The 19,340-nt window shown below is 67.5% G+C and carries 31 protein-coding genes; 28 read left to right on the top strand and 3 right to left on the bottom strand.

Annotated features, from left to right (window positions below; genetic code table 11):
* The first annotated feature begins 2 nt into the window (after window positions 1-2).
* From rplC to ACFQ2D_RS15155, 28 genes are all read left to right on the top strand, one after another.
* Window positions 3-656: a 50S ribosomal protein L3 gene (gene rplC / locus ACFQ2D_RS15290; RefSeq protein WP_280943404.1), complete on the top strand. Its 654-nt coding sequence runs from the start codon at window positions 3-5 to the stop codon at window positions 654-656.
* Between the two features lie 12 nt (window positions 657-668).
* The gene (gene rplD / locus ACFQ2D_RS15285; protein WP_280943405.1) at window positions 669-1,274 is read left to right on the top strand and encodes a 50S ribosomal protein L4; all 606 of its coding nucleotides are present in this window, start codon (window positions 669-671) and stop codon (window positions 1,272-1,274) included.
* Window positions 1,271-1,570, top strand: coding sequence for a 50S ribosomal protein L23 (rplW, locus tag ACFQ2D_RS15280; protein WP_280943406.1), 300 nt, complete (start codon window positions 1,271-1,273; stop codon window positions 1,568-1,570). The genes rplD and rplW overlap by 4 nt, the downstream gene beginning before the upstream one ends.
* 10 nt (window positions 1,571-1,580) lie before the next feature.
* Window positions 1,581-2,408 carry a 50S ribosomal protein L2 gene (rplB, locus tag ACFQ2D_RS15275; RefSeq protein WP_280943407.1) on the top strand — a complete coding sequence of 276 codons (828 nt, stop codon included), beginning with the start codon at window positions 1,581-1,583 and terminating at the stop codon, window positions 2,406-2,408.
* A 6-nt stretch (window positions 2,409-2,414) separates the two neighbouring features.
* Window positions 2,415-2,684, top strand: a complete 270-nt coding sequence (gene rpsS, locus ACFQ2D_RS15270) for a 30S ribosomal protein S19 (protein ID WP_280943408.1) — start codon at window positions 2,415-2,417, stop codon at window positions 2,682-2,684.
* Window positions 2,685-2,694: 10 nt separating this feature from the next.
* The gene (gene rplV, locus ACFQ2D_RS15265; RefSeq protein ID WP_280943409.1) at window positions 2,695-3,087 is read left to right on the top strand and encodes a 50S ribosomal protein L22; all 393 of its coding nucleotides are present in this window, start codon (window positions 2,695-2,697) and stop codon (window positions 3,085-3,087) included.
* Window position 3,088: 1 nt separating this feature from the next.
* Complete coding sequence (rpsC, locus tag ACFQ2D_RS15260; RefSeq protein ID WP_280943410.1) at window positions 3,089-3,838, top strand: 30S ribosomal protein S3; 750 nt, start codon at window positions 3,089-3,091, stop codon at window positions 3,836-3,838.
* Between the two features lie 3 nt (window positions 3,839-3,841).
* On the top strand, window positions 3,842-4,255 hold the full coding sequence (gene rplP, locus ACFQ2D_RS15255; RefSeq protein ID WP_280943411.1) for a 50S ribosomal protein L16: 414 nt from the start codon (window positions 3,842-3,844) through the stop codon (window positions 4,253-4,255).
* Window positions 4,255-4,443 carry a 50S ribosomal protein L29 gene (gene rpmC / locus ACFQ2D_RS15250; protein ID WP_280943412.1) on the top strand — a complete coding sequence of 63 codons (189 nt, stop codon included), beginning with the start codon at window positions 4,255-4,257 and terminating at the stop codon, window positions 4,441-4,443. Before rplP ends, rpmC begins: the two co-directional genes overlap by 1 nt.
* An 11-nt stretch (window positions 4,444-4,454) precedes the next feature.
* Window positions 4,455-4,718, top strand: a complete 264-nt coding sequence (gene rpsQ / locus ACFQ2D_RS15245; RefSeq protein ID WP_280943413.1) for a 30S ribosomal protein S17 — start codon at window positions 4,455-4,457, stop codon at window positions 4,716-4,718.
* Window positions 4,719-4,733: 15 nt separating this feature from the next.
* Window positions 4,734-5,102, top strand: coding sequence for a 50S ribosomal protein L14 (rplN, locus tag ACFQ2D_RS15240; RefSeq protein ID WP_280943414.1), 369 nt, complete (start codon window positions 4,734-4,736; stop codon window positions 5,100-5,102).
* Between the two features lie 18 nt (window positions 5,103-5,120).
* A complete protein-coding gene (gene rplX, locus ACFQ2D_RS15235) occupies window positions 5,121-5,432 on the top strand; it encodes a 50S ribosomal protein L24 (protein WP_280943415.1) in 312 nt (103 codons plus the stop codon).
* A 32-nt stretch (window positions 5,433-5,464) separates the two neighbouring features.
* A complete protein-coding gene (gene rplE / locus ACFQ2D_RS15230) occupies window positions 5,465-6,007 on the top strand; it encodes a 50S ribosomal protein L5 (RefSeq protein WP_280943416.1) in 543 nt (180 codons plus the stop codon).
* Between the two features lie 10 nt (window positions 6,008-6,017).
* Window positions 6,018-6,323, top strand: a complete 306-nt coding sequence (gene rpsN, locus ACFQ2D_RS15225) for a 30S ribosomal protein S14 (protein WP_280943417.1) — start codon at window positions 6,018-6,020, stop codon at window positions 6,321-6,323.
* A 211-nt stretch (window positions 6,324-6,534) separates the two neighbouring features.
* Complete coding sequence (gene rpsH, locus ACFQ2D_RS15220; RefSeq protein WP_280943418.1) at window positions 6,535-6,930, top strand: 30S ribosomal protein S8; 396 nt, start codon at window positions 6,535-6,537, stop codon at window positions 6,928-6,930.
* A 13-nt stretch (window positions 6,931-6,943) separates the two neighbouring features.
* Window positions 6,944-7,471: a 50S ribosomal protein L6 gene (gene rplF / locus ACFQ2D_RS15215; RefSeq protein ID WP_280943420.1), complete on the top strand. Its 528-nt coding sequence runs from the start codon at window positions 6,944-6,946 to the stop codon at window positions 7,469-7,471.
* 57 nt (window positions 7,472-7,528) lie between these two features.
* The gene (gene rplR, locus ACFQ2D_RS15210; RefSeq protein WP_280943505.1) at window positions 7,529-7,888 is read left to right on the top strand and encodes a 50S ribosomal protein L18; all 360 of its coding nucleotides are present in this window, start codon (window positions 7,529-7,531) and stop codon (window positions 7,886-7,888) included.
* Between the two features lie 164 nt (window positions 7,889-8,052).
* Complete coding sequence (rpsE, locus tag ACFQ2D_RS15205) at window positions 8,053-8,592, top strand: 30S ribosomal protein S5 (protein ID WP_280943421.1); 540 nt, start codon at window positions 8,053-8,055, stop codon at window positions 8,590-8,592.
* Entirely contained in the window at window positions 8,585-8,782 is a 198-nt protein-coding gene (gene rpmD, locus ACFQ2D_RS15200; RefSeq protein ID WP_280943422.1) for a 50S ribosomal protein L30, read from the top strand. The genes rpsE and rpmD overlap by 8 nt, the downstream gene beginning before the upstream one ends.
* Window positions 8,783-8,784: 2 nt before the next feature.
* A complete protein-coding gene (gene rplO, locus ACFQ2D_RS15195) occupies window positions 8,785-9,219 on the top strand; it encodes a 50S ribosomal protein L15 (protein ID WP_386795703.1) in 435 nt (144 codons plus the stop codon).
* Between the two features lie 28 nt (window positions 9,220-9,247).
* Complete coding sequence (secY, locus tag ACFQ2D_RS15190; protein ID WP_386795719.1) at window positions 9,248-10,573, top strand: preprotein translocase subunit SecY; 1,326 nt, start codon at window positions 9,248-9,250, stop codon at window positions 10,571-10,573.
* Window positions 10,574-10,956: 383 nt separating this feature from the next.
* Complete coding sequence (rpsM, locus tag ACFQ2D_RS15185) at window positions 10,957-11,313, top strand: 30S ribosomal protein S13 (protein ID WP_280943424.1); 357 nt, start codon at window positions 10,957-10,959, stop codon at window positions 11,311-11,313.
* Between the two features lie 12 nt (window positions 11,314-11,325).
* Entirely contained in the window at window positions 11,326-11,715 is a 390-nt protein-coding gene (rpsK, locus tag ACFQ2D_RS15180; protein WP_280943425.1) for a 30S ribosomal protein S11, read from the top strand.
* Between the two features lie 14 nt (window positions 11,716-11,729).
* Window positions 11,730-12,365: a 30S ribosomal protein S4 gene (gene rpsD / locus ACFQ2D_RS15175; RefSeq protein ID WP_280943426.1), complete on the top strand. Its 636-nt coding sequence runs from the start codon at window positions 11,730-11,732 to the stop codon at window positions 12,363-12,365.
* A gap of 146 nt (window positions 12,366-12,511) precedes the next feature.
* On the top strand, window positions 12,512-13,510 hold the full coding sequence (locus tag ACFQ2D_RS15170; RefSeq protein ID WP_280943427.1) for a DNA-directed RNA polymerase subunit alpha: 999 nt from the start codon (window positions 12,512-12,514) through the stop codon (window positions 13,508-13,510).
* A 267-nt stretch (window positions 13,511-13,777) separates the two neighbouring features.
* On the top strand, window positions 13,778-14,152 hold the full coding sequence (rplQ, locus tag ACFQ2D_RS15165; RefSeq protein WP_280943428.1) for a 50S ribosomal protein L17: 375 nt from the start codon (window positions 13,778-13,780) through the stop codon (window positions 14,150-14,152).
* 239 nt (window positions 14,153-14,391) lie between these two features.
* Window positions 14,392-14,892 carry a disulfide bond formation protein B gene (locus tag ACFQ2D_RS15160; protein ID WP_280943429.1) on the top strand — a complete coding sequence of 167 codons (501 nt, stop codon included), beginning with the start codon at window positions 14,392-14,394 and terminating at the stop codon, window positions 14,890-14,892.
* 71 nt (window positions 14,893-14,963) lie between these two features.
* Window positions 14,964-16,358: a class II 3-deoxy-7-phosphoheptulonate synthase gene (locus ACFQ2D_RS15155; protein ID WP_280943430.1), complete on the top strand. Its 1,395-nt coding sequence runs from the start codon at window positions 14,964-14,966 to the stop codon at window positions 16,356-16,358.
* A 24-nt stretch (window positions 16,359-16,382) separates the two neighbouring features.
* Here the strand turns inward: ACFQ2D_RS15155 and ACFQ2D_RS15150 are convergent, their stop codons facing one another.
* Genes ACFQ2D_RS15150 through typA form a run of 3 tightly spaced genes read right to left on the bottom strand, consistent with a single transcriptional unit; the run spans window position 16,383 to window position 19,266 of the window.
* On the bottom strand, window positions 16,383-16,853 hold the full coding sequence (locus ACFQ2D_RS15150) for a DUF2127 domain-containing protein (protein WP_280943431.1): 471 nt from the start codon (window positions 16,851-16,853) through the stop codon (window positions 16,383-16,385).
* A 5-nt stretch (window positions 16,854-16,858) separates the two neighbouring features.
* Window positions 16,859-17,440 carry a 2'-5' RNA ligase family protein gene (locus ACFQ2D_RS15145; RefSeq protein ID WP_280943432.1) on the bottom strand — a complete coding sequence of 194 codons (582 nt, stop codon included), beginning with the start codon at window positions 17,438-17,440 and terminating at the stop codon, window positions 16,859-16,861.
* Window positions 17,437-19,266: a translational GTPase TypA gene (gene typA / locus ACFQ2D_RS15140; protein WP_280943433.1), complete on the bottom strand. Its 1,830-nt coding sequence runs from the start codon at window positions 19,264-19,266 to the stop codon at window positions 17,437-17,439. Before typA ends, ACFQ2D_RS15145 begins: the two co-directional genes overlap by 4 nt.
* Between the last annotated feature and the right edge of the window lie 74 nt (window positions 19,267-19,340).

Genomic DNA, 19,340 nt, shown 5'->3' with positions numbered 1-19,340 from the left:
CCATGACCGCGAAGATCCATTCGTTGGGCATCGTCGGCCGCAAGGCCGGCATGAGCCGCGTATTCACCGAGGACGGCAAGTCCGTCCCCGTCACCCTGATCGAAGCCACCCCGAACCGCATCACCCAGGTGAAGACGGTCGAGACCGACGGCTACAGCGCCGTGCAGGTCACCGTGGGCGTCAAGCGCGCTTCGCTGCTCACCAAGCCCGAAGCCGGCCACCTGGCCAAGGCCAAGGTCGAGGCCGGTCGCGGCCTGTGGGAGCTGCGCGTGGCCGACGACAAGGTCGCCGACTTCCAGGTCGGCGGCGAGATCAAGGCCGACATCTTCGAAGTCGGCCAGATCGTCGACGTCCAGGGCGTCACCAAGGGCAAGGGCTTCCAGGGCACCATCAAGCGCTGGAACTTCAAGATGGGCGACGCGACGCACGGCAACTCGCTGTCGCACCGCGCCCCCGGCTCGATCGGCCAGCGCCAGACCCCGGGTCGCGTGTTCCCGGGCAAGAAGATGTCGGGCCACATGGGCGCCGAGACCCAGACCACGCAGCGCCTGCAGGTGGTCAAGGTCGACGCCGAGCGCGGCCTGATCGCCGTCAAGGGCGCGGTCCCGGGTGCGCCGGGCGGCGACGTCATCGTGCGTCCCTCGAGCAAGGCATAAGGAGAGATGACGATGGAACTCGCCATCAACGGTAGCAACAGCAAACTGTCCGTCTCCGACGCGATCTTCGGCCGCGAGTTCAGCGAGGACCTGGTCCACCAGGTCGTCGTTGCCTACCGCAACGCCGGTCGCGCCGGCACCAAGGCGCAGAAGACCCGCGCCGAAGTCAACGGCACCACCAAGAAGTCCAAGAAGCAGAAGGGCGGCGGCGCGCGGCATGGCGCCCTGACGGCCCCGATCTTCGTCGGCGGCGGCGTGACCTTCGCGGCCAAGCCGCGCAGCTTCGCGCAGAAGGTCAACCGCAAGCAGTATCGCGCCGCGATCGCGGTGATCCTGTCCGAGCTCAACCGCCAGGGCCGCATCACGGTCGTCGAGTCGTTCGACATCGACGCGCCGAAGACCTCGGGCCTGGTCGCCAAGCTCAAGGATTTCGACCTGGGCAAGCGCCCGCTGATCGTCACCGAGGACGCCTCGGAGAACCTGTACCTGTCGGCGCGCAACCTGCCGTACGTCCAGGTGCGCGACGTCCAGGGCCTGGACCCGGTCGCACTGGTCGGCGCGGACAGCGTGCTGGTCACCACCGAAGCGGTGAAGAAGATCGAGGAGTGGCTGGCATGAACGACGCCAAGCTCTATGAAGTGATCCGTGCGCCGCGCGTGTCCGAAAAGACCGCGCGCCTGCAGGAAGTATCCAACCAGTACGCTTTCGAAGTGGCGAAGGATGCGACCAAGGCCGACATCAAGGCCGCGGTCGAGAAGCTCTTCGACGTCAAGGTGCAGGCTGTCAACGTGGTGAACGTGAAGGGCAAGAGCAAGTCCTTCCGTCAGCGCCAGGGCAGCCGTGGCAGCTGGCGCAAGGCGTACGTGACGCTGGCCGAAGGCCAGTCGATCGACGTGATCAACGCGACGGCCTGAGGAAGCTCCCATGCCATTGATGAAGTTCAAGCCCACGTCCCCCGGCCGCCGCAGCGCGGTCCGCGTGGTGACGCCCGACCTGCACAAGGGAGCCCCGCACGCGGCGCTCGTCGAGAAGCAGGGCAAGACCGGTGGCCGTAACCACCACGGCCGCATCACCACCCGTCACATGGGCGGTGGCCACAAGCAGCATTACCGCATCATCGACTTCAAGCGCGACAAGGAAGGCATCCCGGCGCGCGTCGAGCGGATCGAGTACGACCCCAACCGCACCGCGCACATCGCGCTGCTGTGCTATGTCGACGGCGAGCGCCGCTACATCATCGCGCCGAAGGGCCTGAAGGCCGGCGACCAGGTGATCGCGGGCAACGACGCCCCGATCAAGGCCGGCAACACCCTGCCGCTGCGCAACATCCCGGTCGGCTCCACGGTGCACTGCATCGAGATGAAGCCGGGCAAGGGCGCGCAGATCGCCCGCGCCGCCGGCGCCGGCGTGCAGCTGGTGGCCCGCGAAGGCGTGTACGCGCTGATCCGCCTGCGTTCGGGCGAGATGCGCCGCGTGCCGGCCGAGTGCCGCGCCACGATCGGCGAGGTCGGCAACGTCGAGCACAACCTCGAGAAGCTGGGCAAGGCCGGTGCCAAGCGCTGGCGCGGCGTCAAGCCGACCGTCCGCGGCGCGGCGATGAACCCGGTCGACCATCCGCACGGCGGTGGCGAGGCCAAGGCCGGCCAGGGCAACCCGCACCCGGTCACTCCGTGGGGCGTGCCGACCAAGGGCTACAAGACGCGCAAGAACAAGCGCACCCAGCAATTCATCGTGCGCGATCGCAGGAGTTAATCGGCCATGGCACGTTCACTGAAGAAGGGTCCGTTCGTGGACCACCATCTGATCAAGAAGGTGGAAGCGGCGGGCAACACCAAGAAGCCGATCAAGACCTGGTCGCGCCGTTCGATGATCCTGCCGGAAATGGTGGGCTTCACGATCGCCGTCCACAACGGCAAGAACCATGTCCCGGTGCTGGTCAACGAGAACATGGTCGGCCACAAGCTCGGCGAATTCGCGCTCACCCGGACCTTCAAGGGTCACGGCGGCGACAAGAAGTCGGGCAGGTAAGGAGCGCACGATGGACAAGGCAACACGAGCCAAGCACGAAGAAGCCAAGCGCGCGCGCTCCGAGATCAACAAGCGGACCGCCGTGCTGCGCACGGCCCGCATCTCGCCGCAGAAGGCGCGCCTGGTCGCCGACCAGGTCCGCGGCCTGCCGGCCGAGCGTGCGGTCAGCCTGCTCAAGTTCTCGGACAAGAAGGCGGCGCACCTGATCAAAAAGCTGGTCGAGTCGGCGATCGCCAACGCGGAGAACAACGCAGGCGCCGACATCGACGAGCTGAAGATCGCCACGATCACCGTCGACGAAGGTCCGCTGCTGAAGCGCTTCATGGCGCGCGCCAAGGGCCGCGGCACGCGCATCCTCAAGCGCACCAGCCACATCACCGTCGTCGTGGGAGAGGGCAAGTAATATGGGTCACAAAGTTCATCCCACCGGCATCCGCCTCGGCATCGCCAAGGACTGGAACTCCAAGTGGTACGCCGGCAAGAAGGAATACGCCGGCTACCTGGCCGCCGACCTCAAGGTCCGCGACATGCTGCGCAAGCGGCTCGCCGCGGCCGGCATCAGCAAGATCCTGATCGAGCGTCCTGCCAAGACGGCGCGCGTGACGATCCACACCGCCCGCCCGGGCGTGGTGATCGGCAAGCGCGGCGAGGACATCGAGAAGCTGCGCAAGGACGTCAGCGAGATGATGGGCGTTCCCGCCCACATCAACGTGACCGAGGTGCGCAAGCCCGAACTCGACGCGCAGCTGGTCGCCGAGTCGATCGCGCAGCAGCTGGAGCGCCGCATCATGTTCCGCCGCGCGATGAAGCGCGCGGTCGGCAACGCGATGCGCCTGGGCGCGCTGGGCATCAAGGTCAACGTCGCCGGCCGCCTCAACGGCGCCGAGATCGCGCGTTCGGAGTGGTACCGCGAGGGTCGCGTGCCGCTGCACACGCTGCGCGCCGACGTCGACTACGGCTTCGCCGAGGCCAAGACGACCTACGGGATCATCGGCATCAAGACCTGGATCTACAAGGGCGAAATCTTCGATTTCAGCCAGGTGGGCCAGGAGAAGCAGGACGACTCGCCGCGTGGCGAGCGTGGCGACCGCGGCGACCGTGAGCGTCCGCGCGGACCGCGCCGCGACCGTGGCGACCGCGAGGCGAGGGACTAAGTCATGTTGCAACCCAAGCGAACCAAATACCGCAAGATGCACAAGGGCCGCAACGACGGCCTGGCGTGGAGCGGCAACGCCGTCAGCTTCGGCGAGTACGGCCTCAAGGCCACCGCGACCGGCCAGCTGACCGCGCGCCAGATCGAGGCCGGCCGCCGCTCGATCAGCCGCCACGTCAAGCGCGGCGGCAAGATGTGGATCCGCGTGTTCCCCGACAAGCCGATCACCAAGAAGCCGATCGAAGTGCGAATGGGCTCGGGCAAGGGCTCGGTGGAGTACTGGGTCGCGCAGATCCAGCCCGGCCGCATGATCTACGAGATCGAGGGCGTGAGCGAGGACGTGGCGCGCGAGGCGTTCCGCCTGGCCGCGGCCAAGCTCTCGGTGACCACCACTTTCGTGACCCGGACGGTGCGCTGATGGCGACGACGAAGGAACTGCGCGGCAAGTCCGCGGACGAGCTGCAGAGCCACCTGGTGGAGCTGCAGAAGGAGCGGTTCGCCCTGCGCATGCAGAAGGCGACCGGCCAGCTGACCAAGACCCACGAGGCGCGTCGCGTGCGTCGTGAGATCGCGCGCGTCAACACGCTGCTGTCGGCGAAGAAGTAAGGCATACGACCATGAACAACAGCGAAAAGAAGCAGAACACGGTCCAGGGCCGCGTGGTCAGCGACAAGATGGACAAGACGGTCACCGTCCTGGTCGAGCGCAACGTCAAGCACGCGCTGTACGGCAAGTACATCCGTCGCTCGACCAAGCTGCACGCCCACGACGCCGACAACACCGCGAAGGAAGGCGACATCGTCCGCCTCGTGGAAGTGGCCCCGATCTCGAAGACCAAGAACTGGCGCGTGGTCGAGATCGTCGCCCGCGCGGCCGAATAACGGAGGACGCTTCCCATGATCCAGATGCAGAGCCACCTCGACGTGGCCGACAACTCCGGCGCCAAGGAAGTGATGTGCATCAAGGTGCTCGGCGGCTCCAAGCGCCGTTACGCCGCGATCGGCGACATCATCAAGGTTTCGGTCAAGGACGCGATCCCGCGCGGCAAGGTCAAGAAGGGCGAGGTCTACGACGCCGTCGTGGTGCGCACCCGCAAGGGCGTGCGCCGTCCCGACGGTTCGCTGATCCGCTTCGACGGCAACGCCGCGGTGTTGCTCAACAACAAGCAGGAGCCGATCGGCACCCGCATCTTCGGGCCTGTGACCCGCGAGCTGCGTACCGAGAAGTTCATGAAGATCGTCTCGCTCGCTCCCGAAGTGCTGTGAGCGGAGAGGACAAAGACCATGGCTAATCGAATCAAGAAGGGCGACCAGGTGGTCGTCATCGCGGGCCGCGACAAGGGCAAGACCGGCGACGTGGTGCGCGTGCTCGGCGACAAGGTCGTCGTGTCGAACATCAACATCGTCAAGCGCCACACCAAGCCCAACCCCCAGGCCGGCCAGCCCGGCGGCGTGATCGAGCGCGAGTCGCCGATCCACGTGTCGAACGTGATGCTGTTCAACCCTGCCACCGGCAAGGGCGAGCGCGTCGGTACCAAGGTGCTCGAGGATGGACGGCGGCTGCGCGTGTTCCGCTCGAGTGGCGAGGCGGTCTGACAAGACCCGCCTGATCCCCAGGAAAGAAGACAATGACGACCCGTCTGGAAAAGTTCTACAAGGATGAAGTTGTTCCGAAGCTGATGCAGCAATTCGGCTACGACAACATCATGCAGGTCCCGCGCCTGACCAAGATCACGCTCAACATGGGCGTGGGCGAGGCCGCGGCCAACAAGAAGATCCTCGAGAACGCGACCGCCGACATGGCGAAGATCAGCGGCCAGAAGCCGCTGGTGACCAAGTCGCGCATCTCGGTGGCCTCGTTCAAGATCCGCGACGGCTGGCCGATCGGCTGCAAGGTCACCCTGCGCCGCGCGAAGATGTACGAGTTCCTCGACCGCCTGGTCAACGTCTCGCTGCCGCGCGTGCGCGACTTCCGCGGCGTGTCGGCGCGGTCGTTCGACGGCCGCGGCAACTACAACATGGGCGTCAAGGAACAGATCATCTTCCCGGAGATCGATTTCGACCAGGTGGACGCGGTGCGCGGCATGGACATCGCCATCACCACCACGGCCAAGACCAACGCCGAAGCCAAGGCCCTGCTCGAGGCCTTCCGCTTCCCGTTCCGCAACTGAGGAAACAGATATGGCGAAGACCTCCATGGTCAACCGCGAGGCCAAGCGTGCCAAGCTGGTGAAGAAGCACGCCGCCAAGCGCGCCGAGCTGAAGAAGATCGTCTCCAGCCAGACGGCGAGCTACGAGGAGAAGATCGAGGCCGCGACCAGGCTGCAGAAGCTGCCGCGCGATTCGTCGGCTTCGCGCCAGACGACCCGCTGCGCGATGAGCGGCCGTCCCCGTGGCGTCTACAGCAAGTTCGGCCTCGGCCGCAACATGCTGCGCCAGGCCACGATGCGCGGCGACGTGCCGGGCCTGCGCAAGGCCAGCTGGTAAGCCCGACCTTGCCCGCCACGGCGGGCAGGCGCCACCGCGGCGGTCGCGCCGCGGATGGATGCGACGGCCGCGCCCCACACGGGCGCGCCAGTCGTATATAATCGCCGGCTTGCCCGCGCCAGCGGGCGAGCGACGGCCCGGCCCACCGGCCGTGGACAACCCAAGCAGATTTTCGCGAAAGCGGATATCGGTGCACTCATAAGGAACTCCCATGAGCATGACTGATCCCATCGCCGACATGCTGGTCCGCATCAGGAATGCGGCCGCGGTCGGCAAGCCGACGGTGAAGATGCCGTCCTCCAAGACCAAGGTCGCCATCGCCAACGTGCTGAAGGCCGAAGGCTATATCGGCGACCTGCGCGTGACCGAGAACGGCGCCAAGGCCGAACTCGAGATCGTTCTCAAGTATTTCGAAGGCCGTCCGGTGATCGAGCAGCTCAAGCGCGTGTCGCGCTCGGGCCTGCGCCAGTACCGCGGCAAGGACGCGCTGCCCAAGGTCCTCGGTGGCCTGGGCGTCGCCATCATCTCCACCTCGAAGGGCATCATGACCGATGCGCAGGCGCGCCAGCAGGGCGTCGGCGGCGAGGTCCTGTGCTTCGTGGCCTAAGGGAGTAACGCAGATGTCCCGCATCGCCAAGAAGCCGATCGCCCTCCCGAAGGGCGTCGAAGTCAGCTCCCAGCCGGGCTCGATCAGCGTCAAGGGCCCGAAGGGCACCCTGTCGGTGGTCAAGCCGGCCGACATCCAGGTCAACATCGAGGACGGCAACGCGCTGCTCTCGGCCAACGACCCCTCGCAGATCGCCCTCACCGGCACCCTGCGCGCCATCGTCGCGAACATGGTCCAAGGCGTCTCGCAGGGCTTCGAGCGCAAGCTCGAGCTGGTCGGCGTCGGTTACCGTGCCGCGGCCCAGGGCAAGGACCTGAACCTGTCGCTGGGCTTCTCGCACCCGGTCGTGTTCAAGGCCCCCGAAGGCATCACCATCACCACGCCGACCCAGACCGAGATCGTGGTCGCCGGCGCGGACAAGCAGCTGGTGGGCGAGGTTGCCGCCAAGATCCGCGGATTCCGTCCGCCGGAGCCCTACAAGGGCAAGGGCGTGAAGTACTCCGACGAAGTCATCATCCGCAAGGAAGCCAAGAAGGCGTAATGCGGACCGCCGGCCCTGCGCCGGCCCCGCCAGCCGATCCGCTTCCCGCCACAGAGCATATCCATGGACAAGAAAATCGCCCGCCTGCGCCGCGCCAAGTCCACGCGTGCGCACATCCGCGAACTCGGCGTGCCGCGCCTGTCGGTGCTGCGCACCGGCCAGCACGTCTACGCCCAGGTGTTCAGCGCCGACGGCTCCAAGGTCCTGGCCGCGGCCAGCACCACCCAGGCCGACGTCCGCGACGGCCTGAAGAATGGCAAGAACGCCGAAGCCGCCGCCAAGGTCGGCCGCGCCATCGCCGAGAAGGCCAAGGCCGCCGGCATCGAGACGGTTGCCTTCGACCGCTCGGGCTATCGCTACCACGGCCGCGTCAAGGCGCTGGCCGACGCCGCCCGCGAGGGTGGCCTGCAGTTCTGATGCTTGAAAGCGGCATGGCCGGCGCCATGTCGCTTTTCATGCCGACCTGCCGGTGCAGGGTGCACCGGGCGCGCCGCGGCTTCTGTCCGACGGACGCGATCCACCGCTCCAGACCACAACCATAAGCGGCCAAGCCGCAAATTCCCTCCAACAGAGACATGGCAATGGCAGAACAACGTGAATCCCGCGGGCGCGACCGCAATCGCGACCGGGAAGAAATCGACGACGGCATGATCGAGAAGCTGGTCGCGGTCAACCGCGTCAGCAAGACCGTCAAGGGCGGTCGCCAGTTCACCTTCACCGCGCTGACGGTGGTGGGCGACGGCAACGGCAAGGTCGGCTTCGGCTACGGCAAGGCGCGCGAAGTGCCGGTCGCGATCCAGAAGTCGATGGAATACGCGCGCAAGAACATGAACACGGTCGACCTCAACGGCGGCACGCTGTTCCACACGGTGAAGTCCGGCCACGGCGCCGCCCGCGTGTTCATGCAGCCGGCTTCCGAGGGTACCGGCGTGATCGCCGGCGGCGCGATGCGCGCCGTGCTCGAAGCGGTGGGCGTGAAGGACGTGCTGGCCAAGGCCACCGGTTCGCGCAACCCGATCAACCTGGTGCGCGCCACCGTCAAGGGCCTGACCGAGATGCAGTCGCCGGCCCGCATCGCGGCCAAGCGCGGCAAGAAGGTGGAGGAGATCCTCAATGGCTAAGAACGAAGCCGCCGGCGGCACCGTCAAGGTGCGCCTGGTCAAGGGCCTGCGCGGCTCGCAGGCGAAGCACCGCCTGTCGGTGCGCGCGCTTGGCCTGAACAAGCTCAACGACGTCCGCGAACTGAAGGACAGCCCGCAGGTTCGTGGCCTGATCAACAAGGTCCACTACCTGGTGAAGGTGGAGGAATAATCATGAAGCTCAATACGCTCAAGCCTGCCGACGGCGCCCGCAAGGAGCGCACCCGCGTCGGTCGCGGCATCGGTTCCGGCCTCGGCAAGACCGCCGGCCGCGGCCACAAGGGTTCGTTCGCGCGCGCCGGCAAGGGCAAGATCAAGGCCGGCTTCGAAGGCGGCCAGATGCCCATGCACATGCGCCTGCCGAAGATCGGCTTCCGCTCGAAGCTGAAGGCCGACACCGCCGAAGTGTTCCTGTACCAGCTCGAGAAGCTGGACGGCGACGTCGACTTCGCCGCCCTGCGCGCCGCCAAGCTGGTGCCGAGCACCGCGAAGAAGGCCAAGGTCGTCAAGAACGGCGAGATCTCGAAGAAGCTCGTGCTCAAGGGCCTGCTGGTGACGGCCGGTGCGCGCGCGGTGATCGAGGCCGCCGGCGGCAAGATCGAGGAGTAAGCACGGCATGGCGCGAAGCGCGGGAGCGATGTCGGGTCTGGCCGGCGCGGGCAAGTTCACCGAACTGCGCCAGCGCCTGCTGTTCGTGCTCGGTGCGCTGATCGTCTACCGCATCGGCTGCTACATCCCGGTGCCGGGCGTGAACCCGGACGCGATGCTGCAGCTGATGGAACGCCAGGAAGGCACCATCGTGGACATGTTCAACATGTTCTCCGGTGGTGCCCTTGAGCGCTTCAGCCTGTTCGCGCTCAACGTGATTCCCTACATCTCGGCCTCGATCGTCATGCAGCTCATGGTGCAGATCGTGCCGAGCCTGAAGGCGATCCAGAAGGAAGGCGAGTCCGGCCGCCGCCGGATCACCCAGTGGTCGCGCATCGGCGCGATCCCGCTGGCGATCTTCCAGTCGGCCGGCATCGCGATCGCGCTGCAGAGCCAGGGCGCCGGCACCGGCATCCCGGTGGTGTACGCGCCGGGTCCAGGCTTCGTGCTGACCGCGATCGTCGCCCTCACCGCCGGCACCATGTTCCTGGTGTGGCTGGGCGAGCAGGTGACCGAGCGCGGCATCGGCAACGGCGTGTCGCTGATCATCTTCGCCGGTATCGTCGCCGGACTGCCCTCGGCGGTGATCGGTACCATCGAGGCGGCCCGCAACGGCGACGTCAGCCCGATCGCGGTGATCATGATCGCGGTGATCGTGGCGGTGTTCACCTACTTCGTGGTGTTCGTCGAGCGCGGCCAGCGCCGGATCACGGTCAACTACGCGCGCCGCCAGGGTGGCCGCAACGCGTACATGAACCAGACCTCGTTCCTGCCGCTCAAGCTCAACATGGCGGGCGTGATCCCGGCGATCTTCGCCTCGTCGATCATCATGTTCCCGGCCACCGCCACCACCTGGTTCGGCCAGGCGGGTTCGGCGCAGTGGCTGCAGCGGGTGGCGCAGGCGCTCTCGCCCGGCGAGCCGCTGTACATCCTGCTGTACGCGGGCCTGATCGCCGGTTTCGCGTTCTTCTACACCGCGCTGGTGTTCAACTCGCAGGAAACCGCCGACAACCTCAAGAAGTCGGGCGCGCTGGTACCGGGCATCCGCCCCGGCAAGGCCACGGCCGAGTACATCGACGGGGTGCTGACCCGGCTCACTGCCGCCGGCGCCGGCTACCTGGTGCTGGTCTGCCTGTTGCCGGAGTTCATGCGGGCCGAGCTTAACGTCTCGTTCTACTTCGGCGGCACCTCGCTGCTGATCGTGGTGGTGGTGGTGATGGACTTCATCGCCCAGATCCAGGCCCACCTGATGTCGCACCAGTACGAAAGCCTGCTCAAGAAGGCCAACCTCCGGGGCGGCGCCAGGACGCGGTAAGACGGTAGAATATGTGGCGCGGGCCCAGGCCCGCGCGAGCAGGACCCGGACGGGACGTCCGGACGGACGCGGCCCGGATGGCCGCAGGAATTCAAGCCGGCGCGGAGCACAGCCTCCCCCGGCACGATGGGCGACTCCCGCGGCGGTCCCGCGCGGGGGTGGATCCAGGCCTTTCGCGCACCAGAGTAGTGCGCGGGGCAGGGCGGGGGAGACCCCGTACTGCCAGCCGGGGTCCGTCGCCGGAGCATGGGCACACTCCCCATGCCGGGTCGGGGCGCCGTGGCGTCTCCGGCTTCCAAGCAACCCGGGACCCTGTTAGAATTTCGTGTTCACTCCGCCGGGGACCACCGTTCCTGGCCGACCAACCAGTTGGAGATCCGCGCATGGCGCGTATTGCAGGTGTCAACCTGCCTGCCCAGAAGCACGTCTGGGTCGGGCTGCAAAGCATCTACGGCATCGGCCGTACCCGTTCGAAGCAGGTCTGCGATGCCGCAGGCGTGGCCTCGAACACCAAGATCCGCGACCTGTCGGAGCCGGAAGTCGAGCGCCTGCGCGCCGAAGTCGGCAAGTACGTGGTCGAGGGCGACCTGCGCCGCGAAATCGGCATGGCGATCAAGCGCCTGATGGACCTGGCCTGCTACCGCGGCCTGCGCCACCGCCGCGGCCTGCCCCTGCGTGGCCAGCGCACCCGGACCAATGCACGCACCCGCAAGGGTCCGCGCAAGGCCATCAAGAAGTAAGGAGCCCAGACCATGGCCAAGCCGGCTGCCAAGCAGAAGAAGAAGATCAAGCGCGTCGTCACCGACGGCATCGCGCACGTGCACGCTTCGTTCAACAACACCATCATCACGATCACCGACCGCCAGGGCAACGCGCTGTCGTGGGCGACCTCGGGCGGCGCGGGTTTCCGCGGTTCGCGCAAGTCGACCCCGTTCGCCGCGCAGGTGGCCGCCGAGAAGGCGGGCAAGGATGCGCTGGACTACGGCGTGAAGTCGCTGGAAGTCCGCATCAAGGGCCCCGGCCCGGGTCGTGAGTCGGCCGTGCGTTCGTTGAACAACGTGGGCTACAAGATCACCAACATCATCGACGTGACGCCGATCCCGCACAACGGGTGCCGTCCGCCGAAGAAGCGTCGCGTCTAAGGGAGCGATAAGAAATGGCTCGTTATATCGGTCCCACCTGCAAGCTCGCGCGCCGCGAAGGCGCCGACCTCTCGCTCAAGTCCCCGACCCGTGCGCTCGACTCCAAGTGCAAGCTGGAGCAGAAGCCCGGCCAGCACGGCGCCGGCACCGGCGCGCGTCGCAGCAAGCTGTCCGACTACGCCCTGCAGCTTCGCGAGAAGCAGAAGGTCAAGCGTATCTATGGCCTGCTGGAGCGCCAGTTCCGCAACTACTACAAGAAGGCCTCGAACAAGAAGGGCAACACGGGTGAGAACCTGCTGCAGCTCCTCGAGACCCGCCTGGACAACGTCGTCTACCGCATGGGCTTCGCGGTGACCCGTCCGGCCGCCCGCCAGCTGGTCTCGCACCGCGGCGTCACGGTCAACGGCAAGCCGGTCAACCTGCCGTCCTACCAGGTCAAGGCCGGCGACGCGATCGCGCTGTCGGAGAAGGCGCAGAAGCAGATGCGCGTCCAGGAAGCGCTGACCGTCTCGTCCAGCATGGACCTGTCGCCTTCGTGGGTCGAAGTCGACCAGAAGAAGTTCAGCGGCGTGTTCAAGGCGGTCCCGGACCGCGGCGACCTGCCCGCCGACATCAACGAAGCGCTGATCGTCGAGCTGTACTCGAAGTAAGGACTGGCGGCGGGTCGTCCCGCGGCACCAGCAACAACTCCCCCGGCCCGTGCCTGCGCACGGGCCACCCCTTGCCAGCAAGGGGCTCCAAACGTCCAGGGCCACGCGTCGACGGATGCGGTGGCACTGCAGGAGACGCTACGAATATGACTGTTACCGCCAACCAGGTCCTGCGCCCCCGTGGTCCCCAGATCGAACGCCTCGCCGGCAATCGCGCGAAGGTCGTGATCGAGCCGCTGGAGCGCGGCTATGGCCATACCCTGGGCAACGCGCTTCGCCGCGTGCTCCTCTCGTCGATCCCCGGCTTCGCGATCACCGAAGTCGAGATCGACGGCGTGCTGCACGAGTACAGCACGATCGAAGGCCTGCAGGAAGACGTGCTCGAGGTGCTGCTCAACCTCAAGGACGTCGCGATCCGCATGGGCACGGGCGAGAGCTCGACGCTCACGCTGAGCAAGTCGGGCCCCGGCGTCGTCACCGCCGCCGACATCAAGACCGACCACAACGTCGAGATCCTCAATCCCGACCACGTGATCGCGCACCTCACCAAGGACACCCAGCTCAACATCCGCCTGAAGATCGAGCGCGGTTTCGGCTACCAGCCGGCCGCCGCCCGTCGTCGTCCGGACGAAGAGACCCGCGCCATCGGTCGCCTGATGCTGGACGCGTCGTTCTCGCCGGTCCGCCGCGTGGCCTATGAAGTCGAGGCCGCCCGCGTCGAACAGCGCACCGACCTGGACAAGCTGGTCCTGGACATCGAGACCAACGGCACGATCGACGCCGAAGAAGCCGTGCGCACCGCCGCCGACATCCTCACCGACCAGCTGAGCGTGTTCGGCGACTTCACCCACCGCGACCGCGGCGGCCAGAAGGCGCAGACCCCGGGCGTCGACCCGATCCTGCTGCGTCCGATCGACGACCTCGAGCTGACCGTGCGTTCGGCCAACTGCCTCAAGGCCGAGAGCATCTACTACATCGGCGACCTGATCCAGAAGACCGAGGTCGAGCTGCTCAAGACCCCGAACCTGGGCAAGAAGTCGCTCACCGAGATCAAGGAAGTGCTGGCCCAGCGTGGCCTGTCGCTCGGCATGAAGCTCGAGAACTGGCCGCCGGCCGGCGTCTCGGCCCACGGGATGCTTGGGTGAGGTAGCGCGCTTGCGAGCCGCTGGCTCGCGCGCTGCCGAACGCCCGGCCACGGATGGCCGGGCCGGGCGTTCCGAATTCCGCGCAGTTGCGCCATGGATGGCAGCCCCGGTTTCACCGTAGTCATTGCAACACCCGCCCGACGGGCACAAGCCCGCGGCACGACCGGCAAGGGACGCCGGCAAGGACCACCCGCAGTCCGCATACAGCGCCAGGAAGGCGACACAGACGTCCAAGGCTCCACACTTCTTTCCTAAGGAATCCAGACCATGCGTCACCAGAAAGCCGGTCGCAAGTTCAACCGCACCAGCGCCCACCGCCAGGCGATGTTCACCAACATGGCCGCCTCGCTGTTCAAGCACGAACTGATCAAGACCACCCTGCCCAAGGCCAAGGAACTGCGCCGCGTCGCCGAGCCGCTGATCACCCTTGGCAAGGTCGACAGCGTCGCCAACCGCCGCCTGGCCTTCTCGCGCCTGCGCGACAAGGAAGCGGTCGGCAACCTGTTCACCACGCTGGGTCCGCGCTACGCCGCGCGTCCGGGTGGCTACCTGCGCATCCTCAAGTGCGGCTTCCGCGCCGGCGACAACGCGCCGATGGCGTACGTGGAGCTGGTGGATCGCCCGCAGGCGGCGGCCGAGTAAGCAGCCTCCGCAGGATGTGATGCGAAACCCCGGCCCGGCCGGGGTTTCTGCTTTTCGGGCGCCGGAACGCCGCAGGCGCGATGTCCCCGCTTTCGTCGCGCGCGGCAGCCCGGTCCATATCGTCTGCGGGCGGGCACGCCTGGGGTCTCCGGCGAGCCGTGCCGCCGACACGTCCAGTCGCGTGCGCCCGGTGCCCGGCAGCGGCGATAATGCGGCCTGTGTCCAAGCCCAAGGCGCCCATGAATCCTCTCCGCTGGTCGTTCCGTTCGCAGATGCTGGCCGGTGCGGCCGTCTGTTTCGCGCTCATCGGTTTCGCGATCTACAGCCAGTTGGCCTGGGGCCTCCAGCCCTGTCCGCTGTGCATCTTCCAGCGCATCGCGTTCGCGGCACTGGGGCTGGTGATGCTGCTGGCCGGCGTGTTCGCGCCGCGTGCGCGGGGCGGCCAACAGCTGTGGGCGCTGCTCGCGCTTGCCGCTGCGGCGGTGGGCATCGGCATTGCGGGACGCCACGTGTGGCTGCAGCTGTTCCCGCCGGAGATCCCGGCCTGCGGCGCCCCGTTCGCCTTCATGCGCGAGACGATGGACACGCCCAGCCTGGTCCGCCAGGTGCTCACCGGCACGGGCGACTGCGGCGCGGTCGACTGGACCTTCCTCGGCCTGTCGATGCCGTGGTGGAGCCTGATCTGGTTCGTCCTGCTGGGCTTCTGGGGGCTGCACGCAGGCCTGCGTCGTCGCGCCTAGTCGGCTGTTGCAGCTGAAATTGACGCGCCGCAGCAAGCGGCGCACCATGCGTGTTCGTACCGGGCACTCCCATGCAAAGCGCAGATCGCAACCTCCAGGCCGTGAACCTCCCCGAAGATTGGCATCCAGGCAGCTGGCGTTCGCGCCCGGCGCTGCAGATGCCGGCGTATCCGGACGAGGCGGCGCTGGGCGAGGTGCAGGACGAACTGCGCCAGCTGCCGCCGCTGGTGACCTCGCGCGAGATCCTGGCGCTCAAGCAGCAGCTGGCCGAGGCGCAGGAAGGCAAGCGCTTCCTGCTGCAGGGCGGCGACTGCGCCGAGAACTTCGCCGAATGCAGCTCGGAGATCATCTCCAACCGGCTCAAGGTGCTGCTGCAGATGAGCCTGGTCCTGGTGCACGGCATGAAGCTGCCGGTGGTGCGCGTGGGCCGCTTCGCGGGCCAGTACGCCAAGCCGCGCTCGGCCGGTACCGAACTGCGCGACGGCGTGGAACTGCCGAGCTACCGCGGCGACATCGTCAACGGCCCGGCGTTCACCGCCGAGGCCCGCGTGCCGGACCCGCGGCGCATGGTCAAGGCGCACGCGCGTTCGGCGATGACGATGAACTTCGTGCGTTCCCTGATCGACGGCGGCTTCGCCGACCTGCACCATCCCGAGTACTGGGGCCTGGGCTGGGTGTCGCAAGCGCCGCTGGCGGGCGAATACCAGAAGATGGTGGCCGGCATCGGCGATGCCGTGCGCTTCATGGAAACGCTGGCCGGGCGGCAGATCCACAGCCTCAACCGCGTCGATTTCTACACCTCGCACGAGGCGCTGCTGCTGCCCTACGAGGAAACGCAGACGCGCCAGGTGCCGCGCCAGTGGGGCTGGTTCAACCTCAGCACGCATTTCCCGTGGGTCGGAATGCGCACGGCCGCGCTGGACGGCGCGCACACCGAATACTTCCGCGGCATCCGCAACCCGATCGCGGTCAAGGTCGGCCCCAGCGCGACGGTCGACCAGCTGCTGCGCCTGATCGACGTGCTCAACCCGGACGACGAACCGGGCCGACTCGGCCTGATCCATCGCATGGGCGCGGCCGAGGTCGCCAGCAAGCTGCCGCCGCTGCTCGAGGCGGTGAAGCGCGAAGGGCGCCGCGTGCTGTGGATCTGCGATGCGATGCACGGCAACACCGAGTCCACCAGCAACGGCTACAAGACGCGCCGCTTCGACAACATCCGCAGCGAGATCGAGCAGTCGTTCGACATCCATGCCGCCGCCGGCACGCGCCTGGGTGGCGTGCACCTGGAGCTGACCGGCGAAGATGTCACCGAGTGCACTGGCGGTGCGCGCGCGCTCACCGAAGGGGACCTGGAGCGCGCCTACCGCTCGACGGTCGATCCGCGCCTGAACTACGAGCAGGCGCTGGAAACGGCAATGCTGATCGTGCGCAAGCACGCCCAGCTCAATCCGCCGGTCAGCGCCTGACCGGAGGCGGACGCGACGCCGGCCTCAGCGCCGGCGCAGCAGGTCGCGACCCAGGATCGCGACGATCACGAGGTTGATCGCCAGCACCGTCGCCGCGATCCAGCCCGGATGGCGGACCAGCGCGTGCACCTCGAACGGCAGGTAGAGCGCGGCGGACACGCAGCCCAGCCACGACGCCCAGGCGCGTGCGCGCCACAGGCCCCAGGCCTCGACCAGGCGCAACAGGCCGTAGGCGGCGATGGCGAGCGCGACCAGCCGGACCGAGTCGGCGCTGATCATCCGCTGCAGCCAGCCTGTGCCGGGCGCGTGGCCCTGGATGCGGGCGAGCAGCATCCCGGCCCACAGCTGCAGCCGCGCCGCGCCGGCAAAGGCCAGCGCGCCGGCGCCGACCAGCGACACGACGCCTTTGGCCGCTTCGAAGAGCGCCACCGCGCGCAGCGCAGGGTCGGTGTTGCCCGGTGCCGGCAGGGCGGCAAGGTCGGCGGGGGCGTGCATGGCGGTCAGAACAGTCCAGGCTGGCGCTGCGTGGGCGGCGAGGTGCCGTGCAGTGCCCATTCGCCAAGCGCCTGGTAGCGGCCGCCAGCGTTGAACAGCAGTTCGAACGCCTCGACCCGCAGCGCTTCGCCGCTGCAGTCGACCTGCTCCACCCAGGGCTGCGGCGGCGCGCCGCGCTCCAGATAGGCCAGCGTCACATGCGGCTGGGTGGTCGCCTCCTGCGGGCGGATACCGGACTCGCGCAGCGCATCCCGGTGGGCGTCGCACAGGACCTGCAGCAGCGAGCCGGGCCGCGGCAGGGCGACCAGGGCGCCGGCGTGGCGCCAGACCGCCAGGCGTTCGATGCTGAACCCGTGCGGCGGTACCAGCGCCGCTGCGGACGCGAGCGCGTCCCCTGTCGCGGCCACCAGGGCGTCGTCGAACTCGCGTGCGACGAAGCACAGGGTGACGTGCCACTGGTCGGGACGGCGCAGCGACAGCCGCGGCGCGTCGGTGGGCCGCGCGGCGACGATGCGGTCGCGCAGCGCGGCCAGCGTCGCCTGTGCGGTGACGCCCGGCCTCCAGCCGGTAAACAGCGTTCGGCTCACGCCGCGCGGCTGGCCCGCTTGCGGTCGCTTTCGGTCAGCAGCTTCTTGCGCAGGCGGATTTCCTTCGGCGTGATCTCGACCAGCTCGTCGTCGTCGATGAAGTCCAGCGCCTGCTCGAGCGAAAACTTGATCGCCGGCGACAGCTGGATCGCGTCGTCCTTGCCCGAAGCGCGCATGTTGGTCAGCGGCTTGGCCTTGATCACGTTGACCGTCAGGTCGTTGTCCTTGGAGTGGATGCCGACCAGCTGGCCTTCGTAGACGTTGTCGCCTTCGGCCGCGAACAGCTTGCCGCGGTCCTGCAGCGGCCCAAGCGAATAGGCCGGCGTGGTGCCCGGCGCATTGGCGATCATCACGCCGTTCTGGCGCTTGGCGATCGCGCCCTGCTCCTTGGGGCCGTAGTGGTCGAACACGTGGAACAGCAGGCCGCTGCCCGAGGTGAGCGTCTTGAACTCGTTCTGGAAGCCGATCAGGCCGCGCGCCGGGATCTCGTAGTCCAGGCGCACGCGGCCCTTGCCGTCGGGCTCCATGTTCTTGAGCTGCGCCTTGCGCATGCCCAGCTTCTCCATCACCGCGCCCTGGTGGGTCTCTTCCACGTCGACCACCAGCTGTTCGATCGGCTCCATCAGCTGGCCGTCGATCTCCTTGATGATCACTTCAGGACGCGACACGGCGAGCTCGAAACCCTCGCGGCGCATGTTCTCGATCAGTACCGACAGGTGCAGCTCGCCGCGGCCGGAGACCAGGAACTTGTCGGCGTCCTCGAGCTGCTCGACGCGCAGGGCGACGTTGTGCACCGCTTCGCGCTCGAGCCGGTCCTTGATCTGGCGGCTGGTGAGGAACTTGCCGCCCGACAGGTCCTTGTTGCCGGCGAAGGGCGAGTTGTTGACCTGGAAGGTCATCGAGATGGTCGGCTCGTCGACCGTCAGCGCCGGCAGCGCTTCGGGGGCCTCCAGCGCGCAGACGGTGTCGGAGATGGTCAGCTCGGCGATGCCGGAAATCGCGACGATGTCACCGGCCTGCGCGGTCTCCTGCTCGATGCGCTCCAGGCCCATGAAGCCCAGCACCTGCAGCACCTTGCCCTGGCGCCTGTTGCCGTTGCGGTCGATCACCGCCACCGGCATGTTCTTGCGCACGGTGCCGCGCTGCACGCGGCCGATGCCGATCACGCCGACGAAGTTGTTGTAGTCCAGCTGGCTGATGCGCATCTGGAACGGGCCGTCCAGGTCCACCGGCGGCGCGGGTACGTGCTGCATGATCGCCTCGTACAGCGGGGTCATGTCGCCCTCGCGCACGTCGTCGGTCAGGCCGGCGTAGCCGTTCAGGCCCGAGGCGTAGATGATCGGGAAGTCCATCTGCTCGGGCGTGGCGCCGAGGCGGTCGAACAGGTCCCAGACCTGCTCGACGACCCACTCCGGACGCGCGCCCGGACGGTCGACCTTGTTGATCACCACGATCGGCTTGAAGCCCATCGCGAACGCCTTCTGGGTGACGAAGCGCGTCTGCGGCATCGGACCGTCCATCGCGTCGACCAGCAGCAGCACCGAATCGACCATCGACAGCACGCGCTCGACTTCGCCGCCGAAATCGGCGTGGCCGGGGGTGTCGACGATGTTGATGCGGTTGCCCTGCCAGGTGATGGCGGTGTTCTTGGCCAGGATGGTGATGCCGCGTTCCTTTTCCTGGTCGTTGCTGTCCATCACGCGTTCGGCGAGGACGGTGCGTTCGCTGAGGGTGCCCGACTGCTTGAGCAACTGGTCGACGAGGGTGGTCTTGCCGTGGTCGACGTGGGCGACGATGGCGATGTTGCGCAGGCGTTCGATGGACATGGATTCGGAGGTCGGGTCATCCGCACACGCTGCCTGGGAGGGGGCAGGGCGCGGGGAGGGTGGAGGGGAAGCGG

The sequence above is a fragment of the Luteimonas composti genome (genome assembly GCF_042678665.1).
Taxonomy (GTDB): Bacteria; Pseudomonadota; Gammaproteobacteria; order Xanthomonadales; family Xanthomonadaceae; genus Luteimonas; species Luteimonas composti.
This window is presented reverse-complemented; position numbering and strand designations above follow the sequence as displayed.